Annotated in this window: 11 protein-coding genes, 4 pseudogenes and 3 other annotated features; of the genes and pseudogenes, 9 read left to right on the forward strand and 6 right to left on the reverse strand. The window is 57.7% G+C overall.

Features of this window, described 5'->3' with window-relative positions; translation table 11 throughout:
* Positions 1–330: 330 nt before the first annotated feature.
* A complete protein-coding gene (locus HALA3H3_RS24845) occupies positions 331–1,698 on the reverse strand; it encodes a Rieske 2Fe-2S domain-containing protein (RefSeq protein ID WP_022519786.1) in 1,368 nt (455 codons plus the stop codon).
* A gap of 89 nt (positions 1,699–1,787) precedes the next feature.
* Positions 1,788–2,207: a dioxygenase family protein gene (locus tag HALA3H3_RS26455; RefSeq protein ID WP_337589070.1), complete on the reverse strand. Its 420-nt coding sequence runs from the start codon at positions 2,205–2,207 to the stop codon at positions 1,788–1,790.
* Between HALA3H3_RS26455 and HALA3H3_RS24855 the strand changes: the two genes are divergently transcribed.
* The 7 genes and pseudogenes from HALA3H3_RS24855 (at position 2,162) to HALA3H3_RS26465 (ending at position 9,608) form a co-directional block, all read left to right on the forward strand.
* The gene (locus HALA3H3_RS24855; RefSeq protein WP_022519788.1) at positions 2,162–3,598 is read left to right on the forward strand and encodes an IS1182 family transposase; all 1,437 of its coding nucleotides are present in this window, start codon (positions 2,162–2,164) and stop codon (positions 3,596–3,598) included. The two genes, HALA3H3_RS26455 and HALA3H3_RS24855, sit on opposite strands and share 46 nt — an antisense overlap.
* A gap of 211 nt (positions 3,599–3,809) precedes the next feature.
* A pseudogene (gene merA, locus HALA3H3_RS24860) lies at positions 3,810–5,495 on the forward strand (mercury(II) reductase); the annotation flags it as partial.
* Positions 5,401–5,652, forward strand: coding sequence for a transposase (locus HALA3H3_RS27190; protein ID WP_430622272.1), 252 nt, complete (start codon positions 5,401–5,403; stop codon positions 5,650–5,652). The pseudogene merA and the gene HALA3H3_RS27190, both read left to right, overlap by 95 nt.
* Positions 5,653–5,660: 8 nt before the next feature.
* Positions 5,661–6,278 carry an IS3 family transposase gene (locus HALA3H3_RS27195; protein WP_238326111.1) on the forward strand — a complete coding sequence of 206 codons (618 nt, stop codon included), beginning with the start codon at positions 5,661–5,663 and terminating at the stop codon, positions 6,276–6,278.
* A 43-nt stretch (positions 6,279–6,321) separates the two neighbouring features.
* Positions 6,322–7,174 (forward strand) — a sequence feature (16S ribosomal RNA rRNA prediction is too short).
* A gap of 71 nt (positions 7,175–7,245) precedes the next feature.
* Positions 7,246–7,506: a sequence feature (16S ribosomal RNA rRNA prediction is too short), on the forward strand.
* 142 nt (positions 7,507–7,648) lie between these two features.
* Complete coding sequence (gene merP / locus HALA3H3_RS24875) at positions 7,649–7,945, forward strand: mercury resistance system periplasmic binding protein MerP (protein ID WP_022519794.1); 297 nt, start codon at positions 7,649–7,651, stop codon at positions 7,943–7,945.
* Positions 7,946–7,947: 2 nt separating this feature from the next.
* The gene (gene merF, locus HALA3H3_RS24880; protein WP_022519795.1) at positions 7,948–8,205 is read left to right on the forward strand and encodes a mercury resistance system transport protein MerF; all 258 of its coding nucleotides are present in this window, start codon (positions 7,948–7,950) and stop codon (positions 8,203–8,205) included.
* Positions 8,206–8,291: 86 nt separating this feature from the next.
* Positions 8,292–9,136: a sequence feature (23S ribosomal RNA rRNA prediction is too short), on the reverse strand.
* Positions 9,137–9,314: 178 nt separating this feature from the next.
* The gene (locus tag HALA3H3_RS26465) at positions 9,315–9,608 is read left to right on the forward strand and encodes a GIY-YIG nuclease family protein (protein ID WP_022519796.1); all 294 of its coding nucleotides are present in this window, start codon (positions 9,315–9,317) and stop codon (positions 9,606–9,608) included.
* Positions 9,609–9,998: 390 nt separating this feature from the next.
* Here HALA3H3_RS26465 and HALA3H3_RS24890 read toward each other — a convergent pair.
* From HALA3H3_RS24890 to HALA3H3_RS24900, 3 genes and pseudogenes are all read right to left on the reverse strand, one after another.
* Positions 9,999–10,409: pseudogene (locus tag HALA3H3_RS24890) on the reverse strand (transposase); the annotation flags it as partial.
* Positions 10,409–11,002, reverse strand: a pseudogene (locus HALA3H3_RS24895) (transposase); the annotation flags it as partial. The pseudogenes HALA3H3_RS24895 and HALA3H3_RS24890, both read right to left, overlap by 1 nt.
* 343 nt (positions 11,003–11,345) lie before the next feature.
* A complete protein-coding gene (locus HALA3H3_RS24900; RefSeq protein WP_199105179.1) occupies positions 11,346–11,621 on the reverse strand; it encodes a hypothetical protein in 276 nt (91 codons plus the stop codon).
* Positions 11,622–11,627: 6 nt separating this feature from the next.
* Between HALA3H3_RS24900 and HALA3H3_RS24905 the strand changes: the two genes are divergently transcribed.
* Together HALA3H3_RS24905 and HALA3H3_RS24910 are read left to right on the forward strand one after the other, a co-directional pair.
* Positions 11,628–12,134, forward strand: a complete 507-nt coding sequence (locus tag HALA3H3_RS24905; RefSeq protein ID WP_370657677.1) for a dioxygenase family protein — start codon at positions 11,628–11,630, stop codon at positions 12,132–12,134.
* A pseudogene (locus HALA3H3_RS24910) lies at positions 12,098–12,610 on the forward strand (bacteriophage T4 gp5 trimerisation domain-containing protein); the annotation flags it as partial. The gene HALA3H3_RS24905 and the pseudogene HALA3H3_RS24910, both read left to right, overlap by 37 nt.
* Before the next feature lie 30 nt (positions 12,611–12,640).
* Here HALA3H3_RS24910 and HALA3H3_RS27200 read toward each other — a convergent pair.
* A complete protein-coding gene (locus tag HALA3H3_RS27200; RefSeq protein WP_199105114.1) occupies positions 12,641–12,952 on the reverse strand; it encodes a hypothetical protein in 312 nt (103 codons plus the stop codon).
* Positions 12,953–13,113: the final 161 nt, after the last annotated feature.

Raw genomic sequence — 13,113 nt, forward strand, 5'->3', positions numbered from 1 at the left:
TTCAGTGCGCAGCTTTGCCACTTCATCTAGCGCCAAGCCTATCGCTTCAGCAATCTGCTCATCACTCTACACCTCACGCAGCCAACCCAATAATGCCTCGCTGCCTGGGCGCTGAGGTGCGCCTTGACGTGTGTATAGGACAATAGCATCGTGCTGAGGCGATGGGTGTCCGGAATCAGTGAACCACTACATAAAGCAGTTTAGTGTCGTAAGGTTGGCGCGGATCCTTGTGTAAACCAACAGCAGCCGTGCTTCGCGGTACAAAAACGCTTGGATGTCGTGATAGCTAATGCTCATGGCACTTCTCTCCTCTCTTCTGGCGCTGGGCGCTTAGGCGGACGCGGTGGCGATAAATTGGCTGCGCTCTTTGTCGATGGCACGCAGCATTTCGCTGACCCAGTGCTGGTGGTGCAGCACGTAGAGCCCTTCGTCTTCCGGGGAGGCACCGCTGAGCAGGGGCTTCATGTCGATCGCTTGGGCCGTTTCATCGGCGCCTTCAATCCACTGTTGGGCCCCGCGGGAGAGGTCGTTCCATTCGGCCAGGGCGCCGTTGTAGCCTTCTTGGCAGGCGCGGAACTCTTCGAGGTCGTCGGGGGTGCCCATGCCGGAGACGTTGAAGAAGTCTTCGTATTGACGGATGCGCACACGCCGATCTTCGGCGGCTTCGCCTTTGGGGGCGAAGCAGTAGATGGTGACTTCGGTTTTGTCCACGGCGATGGGACGGATCACGCGTATCTGGGTGGAGAACTGATCCATCAAATAGACGTTGGGGTAGAGGCAGAGGTTGCGCGTTTGATTGACGATGGAGTCGGCGCGGGCTTCACCCAGCTGCTCCTGGATCCAGTCCTTATGCTGATAGACCGGGCGCACTTCCGGGTTAAGCAGTCGGGTCCACAGCATCATGTGGCCGTTTTCGTAGGAGTAGAAGCCGCCTTTGCTCTTCGACCAACCGTCGGCATCCACCGCTTTGGTGCCACCGGCGTCGTAGTTGCGGCGTTCCATGGTGGAGGCGTAGTTCCAGTGCACGGAGCTGACGTGGTAGCCATCGGCACCGTTTTCGGCCTGCAGCTTCCAGTTGCCGGTGTAGGTGTAGGAGGAGGTGCCGCGCAGAATTTCCAGGCCTTCGGGGGCTTGGTCGACGATGTTGTCGATGATCTTGGTGGTTTCGCCCAGGTGCTGCTCAAGCGGTTGAACATCATCGCTCAGGCTGCCAAACAGGAAGCCTTTGTAGTTTTCAAAGCGCGGTAGGCGCTTAAGGTTGTGGGAGCCATCCTGTTTGAACTGCTCAGGGTAGGCGCCGTTCTTCTCATTTTTGGCTTTGAGCAGTTGGCCGTCGTTTTTGAACGTCCAGCCGTGGAACGGGCAGGTGAAGGTACCTTTGTTGCCGCGCTTACGGCGACACAGGGTGGCACCACGGTGGGCGCAGGCGTTAATCAGGCCGTGCAGTTCGCCCTGCTTGTCGCGGGTGATAATCACCGGCTGGCGACCCATGGTGACGGTCATGTAGTCACCCGGCTCTGCGACCTGGCTCTCGTGGGCCAGGAACAGCCAGTTGCCTTCGAAGATGTGCTTTAGCTCAAGCTCAAAGAAGGCGGGGTCGGTAAACATGCTGCGGTGGCAGCGGAAGATGCCTTGCGCGGGGTCGTCTTGGACGGCGCCGCGCACGCGGGCTTCGAGCTGATCAAGCTGCGTGGTCATGATCTCTCTCCTCGTATTTATTATGTCGCGCTGTTATGTCTTGCTCAGGCGGGCCAAGGGGAAGGCCCGCCTTGCTCAAGGCATGAGGGTTATACCTTGGCGGTACCGGCGAGCTGGCTGGCCAGATCCTGGTCGTCTTCTTTGGCCCGCGGGCGGGCGTGACGCACCTGCAGCTCGGGGGCCTCGGCGGGGGCCAGCGCCACATCGAACACCACGTGGGAGAACGGGCCGTCCAGGTCGCGCTTGGCGATCTCGGCGGGGTCTTCAATCCGCTCGGCGGGCACGACGAGCTCTTCGCGGGTGGCAAAGGCGAAGTCGTCATAGGTGTAGGGGTCGCCTGCCAGGTTGATCTGGGTGGTCAGGTGCTGGTGGCCCGGGGCGGAGACAAAGTAGTGGATCGACCGAGGCTGTGTGAAAACGTGATGGTCGCTATACTTTGACGAGGTTCGCTGAGGAAATAGTGATGAAGCGATTCGTGGTAGGCGAGGCCCGAAATCAAAGTACGTTATTCCCTGCGCTTTTAGACGATTTCATCGCAGACGATAACCCTGTCCGTGCCATAGAGGCGTTCATAGAAGGTCTCGATCTTAGAGGACTTGGTTTCAAGGGCGTCGATCCGCATGCAACAGGTAGGCCCGCCTATCATCCCGCTGTACTCCTGAAGCTCTATATCTACGGCTACCTCAATCGCATCCAGTCGAGTCGCCGCCTAGAGCGCGAGACGCAGCGCAATGTCGAGCTGATGTGGCTGACAGAGCGTCTGACACCGGATTTCAAGACGATTGCAGACTTCAGAAAGGACAATGGCGATGCCATCCGCTGTGTGTGTCGAGAGTTCATCGTGCTTTGTCGGCGACTGGAACTGTTCTCTCAAGCCATCGTGGCCATCGATGGCAGCAAGTTCAAAGCCGTCAACAACCGTAATCGCAATTTCACAGCGACCAAGATGAAGCGTCGCCTTGAGCAGATCGAAGAAAGCTTCAACCGGTACCTCGGTCAGCTAGATGCAGCCGATCGCTCGGAGCCCGCCCTGGCCGAGGCTAAGACGAAACATCTAAAGGAGAAAATTATAAAGCTAAGGGAAGAAACGACACGATTACAATCAGTTGAGGAACAGCGGCTACAATCTCCCGATCAGCAAGTATCTTTGACGGATCCAGATGCCAGGGCGATGGCCACCAGTGGCAGAGGCACCGGGACAGTAGGCTACAACGTGCAGACAGCTGTTGATAGCCAGCACCATCTGATTGTGGCCCATGAGGTGACCAACGTCGGGCATGATCGGGGGCAGCTCTTCAATATGGCGAAGCAAGCTCGTGAAGCCACTGGCATCAATGAGCTGAAGGTCGTGGCTGACAGAGGCTACTTTAAAGGTGAGGAAATTCTCGACTGCCATAAGGAAGGGATAACTACCTATCTCCCCAAGCCGATGACATCGCCCAACCAGGCAAAGGGCTTTTTTCCAAGAGGCGCATTTCAATACTTCCCTGAAAGCAATGAATATTCCTGTCCTGCTGGTCAGCGGCTCATATGGCGATATGAAACGATAGAAAAAGGAATGAAACTCCATGCTTACTGGAGCTCAGCATGTGCAAGCTGCGCCATGAAAGAAAAATGCACGACAGGCAAGCAACGACGGATCAAGCGTTGGGAACATGAAGATGTGCTTGAAGCTGCACAGTCACGTCTCGATTGGAATCCAGAGATGATGCGCCTAAGGCGACAAACCGTGGAGCATCCGTTTGGCACTCTCAAGGCTTGGATGGGGGCGACACACTTCACGACAAAGCGGTTTAGAAATGTGAGCACAGAAATGAGTCTTCATGTATTGGCGTACAACCTGAAGCGCGTCATAAAGATCTTGGGAGTCAGTGTGTTGATGAGGGCTGCGAGGGCGTAACAGCCCTTTTTTTCTCTGCCTTCTAGGGCCGTGATCACGAATGTAGTTGGTTTCTGATGATTCTATAATTGTCACATCTCACAACAGCAGCGGTCGGCGATTATCGTAGCCATGGCTCAGAAGGGGCCAACGGGCAGCTGAAGGGGAAGACTCTTGAGTCAGACTAGTTTTATTTTGTTTTCACACGGCCAGGACCCAAAGCGGTCAGACACCGGCCTCGGCGTTGACGTTTGCCGTGACCCGACTTGGCTACCAAGCTCGACTGGCCAACAGTGGGCCCACTTCCCCGGCAGGCGCATCGGTGTCCAAGGGCCGTGATGAAGACGCCCCGCACATCGCGGTGATCGGCAGCGGCGGCGCCGCCATGGCGGCGGCCCTGAAAGCCGCCGAGCGCGGCGCCCGGATCACCCTGATCGAACGCGGCACCGTCGGCGGTACCTGTGTCAATACAGGCTGTGTGCCTTCGAAGATCATGATTCGCGCGGCCCATATTGCCCACTTGCGTACGGAAAGTCCCTTCGATGCAGGCCTGAGCGCCCAGGCGCCGGTGGTGGATCGGGCCAAGCTGCTCGAGCAGCAGCAGCGACGTGTCGAGGAACTGCGTGACGCCAAGTACGAGGGGATTCTGCGCGACCACCCGGCCATCACTGTCCTGCACGGCGAGGCCCGGTTTATCGATGCCCATAGCCTGATGGTCAAGCTGAACGAGGGCGGCGAGCAGGTCGTCCACTTCGACCGCGCCTTAATCGGTACTGGCGCCCGACCGGCAGTACCGCCGATCCCGGGTCTTGCCGACACCCCCTACCTGACCTCTACCAGTGCGCTGGCCCTGGACACCCTTCCCGAGCGGCTGATTGTGATCGGCGCCTCGGTGGTGGCCCTGGAACTGGCCCAGGCCTTCGCCCGGCTGGGCAGCCGGGTCACGGTGCTGGCCCGCAGCCGCCTGCTCTCCCAGGAAGACCCGGCGGTAGGGGATGCGGTGGAGGCGGCGTTTCGCCGCGAGAGCATCGAGGTCCTCAAGCAGACCCAGGCGAGCCGCGTGGACTACACCGACAATGAATTCATTGTCGACACCAACGCCGGCACCTTGCGGGCGGATCAACTGCTGGTGGCCACCGGACGGACACCCAATACCGAGGCCCTGAACCTGGCGAGCCTCGGCGTGGAAACCGCACGTGGGGCGATTCTGGTCGATGAGCATCTGCACACCACGGTGCCGGGGCTCTATGCCGCCGGTGACTGCACCGATCAGCCGGAGTTCGTCTATGTCGCCGCCGCCGGGGGCAGCCGGGCTGCCGTCAACATGACCGGGGGCGAAGCCACCCTGGACCTGAGCGCCATGCCGGCGGTGATCTTCACCGACCCCCAGGTGGCCACCGTCGGCCTGACGGAAGCCGAGGCCATCGAGCAAGGCTTCAGCGTCGATACCCGCGAGCTGGACCTGGAAAACGTGCCGCGTGCGCTGGTGAATTTCGACACCGGTGGTTTCATCAAGCTGGTGGCCGAACGCGACTCGGGCCGGTTGCTGGGGGTGCAGGCGGTGGCGGGGGAAGCCGGTGAGCTGATCCAGACGGCGGTGATGGCGCTACGCGCACGCATGACCGTACACGACATCGCCAATGAGCTTGGGGGCGATGGGCTGGATAATGCCAGTGATCGGAATTGCCCTACTACAGCTTGTAGTGGTCTAATGAAACCGGACACTCACTTGGGTGGTAAGCTTGCCATCCTGAACGAGGTGTCTCATGACCAGAAAACGACGTTCCTTTTCCACGGAATTCAAGCAGGAAGCCGCCATCCTGGTGCTGGATCAGGGCTATTCGATAGCGGCGGCCAGCCGCTCCCTGGATGTTGGCGAAAATACATTGCGGCGATGGGTGCAGCAGCTGAACGATGAGCGTGGTGGCATTACACCGGCCTCCAAAGCATTGACCCCGGAACAACAGCGTATTCAGGAGCTGGAAGCCCGCTGCCAGCGGCTGGAGCAGGAGAAAGGCATACTAAAAAAGGCTACCGCTCTCTTGATGTCGGACGGAATGAATCGTACGCGCTGATAGACCAGTTGAGTGAGCAAATGCCGGTTTCCATGGTCTGTGATGCGTTCGATATCAGTCGTTCCAGCTACTACGACTACCGCCAGCGGCAGCAAAACATCGATGCCAGTCGACTGGCCCTGAAAGCGATGGTTCGCCGCGTGTTTACCCAAGGCCGAGGCTCCGCCGGTAGTCGGACGGTCAAGGCGCTGCTCAATCAGGCTGGCATTACCATCGGACGCTTCAAGGTACGCCGTCTAATGCGTGAGCTTGGCCTTGTCTCCAGACAGCCAGGGCCATACGCCTATCGGACGGCAACGGTGGAAAAGCCAGATATCCCCAACTCGCTGGCTCGGGAATTTACGGTCAGCCGCCCCGATAGCGCCTGGTGTGGCGACATCACATATATCTGGACGGGACAGCAATGGAGCTATCTGGCGGTGGTCATGGATCTGTATGCAAGGCGCGTGGTGGGCTGGGCCATGTCCCGGCATCCCGATGCGTCATTGGTCGTCAAGGCACTGGATCATGCCTGGGCTTCGCGCGGCCAACCAGACGGTGTCATGTTCCATTCGGATAGGGTAGCCAGTATGCCAGCCGTTCGTTCCGCCAGCGACTATGGCGTTATCGCATGCAGCAAAGCATGAGTCGTCGTGGCAACTGCTGGGACAACGCCCCGATGGAGCGCCTGTTCCGCAGTCTGAAAACGGAATGGATACCGGCGCTGGGCTATACGGCACTGCACACGGCTCGTCAGGATATCGGCGACTATCTGATGGGCTATTACAACCGACAACGTCCTCATGCCTTCAACGATGGGGTATCGCCCGTGGCAGCTGAGGAAAAACTTAACGTACTGTCCGGAATTAGTTGACCACTACAGCTGGTCCTGGGCATCGCCTGTTTGGTGAAGTATCTGCTCTCTAGCAACCAAGGCAACGATCCGTAGCTGGTCTGAGAGGATGATCAGCCACATCGGGACTGAGACACGGCCCGAACTCCTACGGGAGGCAGCAGTGGGGAATATTGGACAATGGGGGCAACCCTGATCCAGCCATGCCGCGTGTGTGAAGAAGGCCCTCGGGTTGTAAAGCACTTTCAGCGAGGAAGAACGCCTATCGGTTAATACCCGGTAGGAAAGACATCACTCGCAGAAGAAGCACCGGCTAACTCCGTGCCAGCAGCCGCGGTAATACGGAGGGTGCAAGCGTTAATCGGAATTACTGGGCGTAAAGCGCGCGTAGGTGGCTTGATAAGCCGGTTGTGAAAGCCCCGGGCTCAACCTGGGAACGGCATCCGGAACTGTCAGGCTAGAGTGCAGGAGAGGAAGGTAGAATTCCCGGTGTAGCGGTGAAATGCGTAGAGATCGGGAGGAATACCAGTGGCGAAGGCGGCCTTCTGGACTGACACTGACACTGAGGTGCGAAAGCGTGGGTAGCAAACAGGATTAGATACCCTGGTAGTCCACGCCGTAAACGATGTCGACCAGCCGTTGGGTGCCTAGAGCACTTTGTGGCGAAGTTAACGCGATAAGTCGACCGCCTGGGGAGTACGGCCGCAAGGTTAAAACTCAAATGAATTGACGGGGGCCCGCACAAGCGGTGGAGCATGTGGTTTAATTCGATGCAACGCGAAGAACCTTACCTACCCTTGACATCTACAGAAGCCGGAAGAGATTCTGGTGTGCCTTCGGGAACTGTAAGACAGGTGCTGCATGGCTGTCGTCAGCTCGTGTTGTGAAATGTTGGGTTAAGTCCCGTAACGAGCGCAACCCTTGTCCTTATTTGCCAGCTGGAGCCCTATCGCCCGCTCTTTATCGGCGTCGCGCTGGTGGCGATGTTCTTCGCCTGGCGTCGCGTCTTTCGGCCAGTGGAAAAGTGCCAGCCGGGAGAGGTGTGTGCCGTGCCACGGGTCAGGACGGGCTACAAGGCGATCTTCTGGCTCGTATCGCTGCTGGTGCTAATCGCCCTGGTATTCCCCTACATCTTGCCCCTGTTCTATTAAAAGGAGATCTACCATGAAAGCTCGTTTCGCCTTCATCGCGCTACTCGCCCTGCTCAGCACGCCCGCCTTAGCGGCCCTGCAGACCGTGACGCTGTCGGTGCCGGGCATGACCTGTGCCGCCTGCCCGATCACCGTCAAGGCCGCCCTCAACAAGGTGGACGGCGTCTCGCAAGTCGACGTGAGCTACGCGGATCTCGAGGCCGTGGTCACCTTTGACGACGCCCGAACGTCGGTGGAGGCATTGACCGAGGCCACCATCAACGCTGGGTATCCATCAACCCCGACATCCTCGCAAGCGGATCGAGAGTGATCATGAAGAATCCCAAGCCCCTGCTGCGCGTGAGCGTGATCGGCACCGTCCTGGTGGCATTGTGCTGCTTTACGCCGATCCTGGTGATCCTGCTTGGCACGGTGGGCCTGGCGGCGCTGACGGGCTATCTCGACGTTGTGTTATTGCCGGCCCTGGCCTTCTTCATCGGCCTGACCATTTATGCGATTTGGCGTAAGAAGCAGTTCGACGCCTGTTGTGACAACGGCTCTATCAAATCAAGGAATACGCCCCCTGAGTGACATCAAGCAGCTGCACATCGCGGTCATCGGGTGAGTTGTTTACGAGCTTGCGACCAGACCCCTTGGGTGTTATAGGGTCAAGCCTCACGGGCCATTAGTACACGTTAGCTCAACACCTTGCAGCGCTTCCACACCGTGCCTATCAACCAGCTGGTCTCGCTGGGCCCTTCAGGAGGCTCTAGGCCTCAGGGATGTCTCATCTTGAAGGGGGCTTCCCGCTTAGATGCTTTCAGCGGTTATCCCGTCCGACCATAGCTACCCGGCAATGCCACTGGCGTGACAACCGGAACACCAGAGGGTCGTCCACTCCGGTCCTCTCGTACTAGGAGCAGCCCTTCTCAAACATCCAACGCCCACGGCAGATAGGGACCGAACTGTCTCACGACGTTCTAAACCCAGCTCGCGTACCACTTTAAATGGCGAACAGCCATACCCTTGGGACCGACTTCAGCCCCAGGATGTGATGAGCCGACATCGAGGTGCCAAACACCGCCGTCGATGTGAACTCTTGGGCGGTATCAGCCTGTTATCCCCGGAGTACCTTTTATCCGTTGAGCGATGGCCCTTCCATACAGAACCACCGGATCACTAGAACCTGCTTTCGCACCTGCTCGACGTGTCTGTCTCGCAGTCAAGCACCCTTATGCTCTTGCACTCAATGCACGATGTCCGACCGTGCTGAGGGTACCTTCGTGCTCCTCCGTTACTCTTTAGGAGGAGACCGCCCCAGTCAAACTACCCACCACACACTGTCCTCGATCCGGATAACGGACCTGAGTGAGAACGCCAATGATGCCAGGCTGGTATTTCAAGGTTGGCTCCTCTGCCACCGCCAAAGATTGCCGCGTCGCTGCGCTCCTCGCAATGACATGAATAGGGCTACTCGCAATAGCATCTAATTTGTTATTGCGAGCAACCCGACATTGTGAGCCCGCCCCCTGTCATTGCGAGCGCAAGCGAAGCAATCTCTAGGTTAATCTACCACTGCAAGCTAAGGTCGTTTCACTTTTCATAGTCAAAATAAGGATACTGACTGCAATGATGCGCCCCTACCATTGCTAATAAAATGAAGTTAGATTAATAAAAATCCATCACCGAAAGGTCGGTTCATGTCGACAACAAACAATCTTTATTATGTTTATATGCTGACTAACCGCACTCACCGCGTTCTTTACATAGGAGTTACAAACAACTTGGAGCGCAGGCTTTATGAACACCGCCAAGGTTTAATGCCAGGATTCACCAAAAAGTACCGTTGCCACAAACTTGTATGGCTAGAGGAGTCAAATAGTATAGAAGATGCCATCAGGCGCGAAAAACAGCTTAAAGCGGGTTCACGTCAACGTAAAAATGCTCTAATTGACTCCCTTAATCCTGATTGGGTTGAGCTTGCCCCATACTAATATCATTCTGAGTGCCACACCCCTTATTATCGTGAGCCTCTCTTTCATTGTGGGCCCTCCCTGTCATTGAAATCCGCTACCTGTCATTGCGAACGTAGTGAAGCAATCTCGAGGTTAATCTGCCACCGCCGCCAAAGATTGCCGCGTCGCTGCGCTCCTCCTGAATCCGTGAAGCCGGCGCCGACACTTTCCCTATCACCGCCAGCGAGCACTTTTTGATCATTCGCCCCGTGCAAGTTGGCTTTCGCAAGCCCGTTATTGCCAAAACCCACCGTGCTGATCGGTGCTGACGGCCCGTTTTGTCATGCCTTTCCACCCGCCAGGCACGACATATCTGGCGATCGCGTGTCGCTTGGAACTGCTTGTGGATAGAGTGTCGCCGATTGACGGTCAGCATGGCGTTCCTCGTGGATAACGCAGTCGGCTCCGCAGCGTCTTGAGCACCGTCATGCGCCCGATATCCTGCCCGAAGTCGAGGATGATCTGCCGTGCCTTGTGAATCACGAGAGCCGCACGGTGCACCAACTCTTGTAGCACGGTGCGCAGCCGGCGCCGCTTGGCCGGGTGGCGAACCGGGCTCAGCTCGCCGGTCATGCCCAGCTGTCCCATCAGGCGCAGGATGTTGTAGGCCAACTGGGCGAGATGCAGGATCAGATCGTTGGTGGCGAACTTGCCGGACGGCAAGCGCTCCAGGTCGAGATCGGTCTTGATCTCGCTGTGAAACTGCTCATGGGTGGCATGCGCCTGGTAGCGCTTGATCACCGCCTCCGGCGCCTCGTCCAGGCTGGTCCACCAGCCTTCACCGCCTGGACAGCACGGCGGTAGGGTTTCCACATATCCATGCTGACGATCTCGACCTGGTGGCGCTCGGTCATGCTCATGAGGCGCCTCGTCACCGCGTCCTGCTGGCGACCGGGCAGCAGGTCCAGTAGGGTACGCTCCTCCAGGTTGGTCAGGATGCAGCGGTAGCGGCGGTTCAGGTACAGCTCGTCGATCCCCAGGCAGCGGGGTGTCTCGAAACGATGCCAGGCTGCCAGGAACTCAGCCTTCTTCTTGAATATCTCGCGGACAGTCTTCTCGTCGAGGCCCGTGGTATCAGCCACGTAGGCGTAGGGGTGATTGAAGGCTTCCTTCTCGACGTGGTTGTAAAGCCTCCGCGTCATGCGGTGATCGTCTACCATTTCCGGAAGAGCTGGCCGGAACGTCCTTCCACACGCCCGGCAGGTGTAGCGGCGACGGACCACCCAGAGGGTGACCCGCTTTCCGTGGATGGGTAGGTCGCGATAGGCCACATCGCGCTTGCCGAACCTGACAAACTCACTCTCAACGCCGCATTCCTCGCAAGCTAGAGGCTCAGGAGCTTCGACCTGGTAGTGGAGATCATGCTCTTCCATCTTGGTGCAATCTTGCCGATCTCGTTCGTATTGCTCCACGTTTGGAAATGGCGGTAGCCAATGTTCGCGGCGAATGTTCCAAAGCTCATACGTCGCTTTCAGCTGATTGGGTGAATCAAGGGTGCCAAGGTGTATTTCGATTTCTTCCTCGCTTACCGAAAAAACCGAAGAGCCATATACCGAGCAGAAGTAGCGCCCCTGATAACGGTGCGGTTCGCCTACAATCTGGCAGCTTGCTTGGGGGTAATCGGCAGCGGCATAGAAAAGCGCTGCGTGAGGAGGATCATGGGGTTTGGGCGCAATCACTTTACTGCTTAAAAGATCGTGAACAGGCGCTAAGGGGTCAGTGAGAGACGCCCTCGCAGTTGTCGTGATACAGCGGGGCATCGGTGCCCAACACTAGGCGCTTGGTGGCGTGGTTGTAGTAGAAGCGACCGGACTCGGTGCGTGAAAGCTCATAGTCGCCGCACACCCCATAGCCCTTGTTGACTTGCGTCAAGTGGGAGATTTCGGCCGGTGCCTGGCTGTCGAGGCGTTCAGATATAGTCGCGGCTTTGTCAAAACCGTTGCTGGCTTTGATCAGGCAGGCGGCAATGACCGTGCCAAGCAGATCGTTCATCGCCTGGTGGGCGACCTGTTCAAACTGATCGATGACTTCGATGTCACCGAAGAGGAGTACTGGGCGGCGGTCAACCTGCTCAATGCCCTGGGCAGCCAGACCCAGTTCGGTTTGCTCTCGCCAGGGCTCGGCTTTGACCACTTCCTCGATATGCGCCAGGACGCTATCGATGCCGAAGCCAAGCGCACCGGCGGCACCCCACGCACCATCGAAGGCCCGCTCTACGTGGCTGGCGCCCCGGAAGCCGACGGCTTCGCGCGCCTGGACGATGAAGCGACCGAGGGCGAGACCATGTGGCTGACCGGCCAGGTGCGTGACGTCGACGGCACCCCGATCCCCGGCGCCAAGGTCGAGATCTGGCACGCCAACTCCCTGGGCGGCTACTCCTTCTTCGACCCCTCGCAATCCGAGTACAACCTGCGCCGCACGATCTATGCGGACAGCGAAGGTCGTTACACCGCGCGCAGCATCATTCCCCCCGGATCGGCCATGAGGTCATTGTCTCGTTTTTAGAGGGCGACCCTGATCAACCGCTGGTCACCGGCCGCACTTACCACGCGGTGAATACCCCGCCTTACCCGCTGCCGGAGCACAAGACCCGCACGGTGATCCGCACCCAGAGTCATAAATCGGAAGGCTTTAACGAACTGCGCTTCGAGGACGCCACTGGCGAAGAGCAGATCTGGCTCCACGCTCAGAAAGATCTGGAGCTGCTCACCCTTAACGACCGCACCGAGGAGATCCGCAGAGACAGCCACCTCAAGCTGCACCGCAACCGCTTGAGCGAAATCCGTAACGACGATCACCTCACCGTACACGGCAAGCGCTACACCCAGATCAAGGGCGATGACCACCTTCAGGTCGATCAAACCCGCCATGAGGTCTACGGTGAAGCCCAGCTGGTGGAGACCGGCCGCGAGCTGCACCACAAAGCGGGCAGCCAAATCGTGTTGGAAGCGGGTAGCGAGATCACCCTTAAAGCCGGGGGCAGAAAAAAACCTGCTAGGTAGAGCAAGGGTCTATATAAGAGACAAAAGCTGTTGACGGTAATACTCCGAAAAACTCAGCGTTAGCAATGGAGGTTCAACATTAAGCATTTCACGCTTGTTAAGTTCTTCTGCTGAGAGTGATCGATTATCATTTGCTGCTGACGCATTCTCTTTTGTGTCATTCATTTGACTGGAATTCGCTTTTTCCAATCGCAGGTTCAGCTTTTGGGCTTGAAGTGTTGCCTGGTCTTCAGGTAAATCGTCTGCAATTCGCTGTGAGTATTTTCGCAGTAGCGGCTCGGCAATTACATAGAGCCATGCTGTATCATCTGAGTCGCCCATTTTGCGTAAAATACGACCTAATACTTGCCGGTAATGCAGCTCGGTGCGAATCCTGCTGAGGTACGCACAAACGCACAAACGTTGGATGTCTGTCCCCTCGGATATCATGCTTACCGTAAGCGTTCATTCTAAGACGTCCTGCCGCCCGGCTGACATTCGCC

Origin of the sequence: Halomonas sp. A3H3 (assembly GCF_000982975.1) — a bacterium.
Lineage (GTDB): Bacteria > Pseudomonadota > Gammaproteobacteria > Pseudomonadales > Halomonadaceae > Vreelandella > Vreelandella titanicae.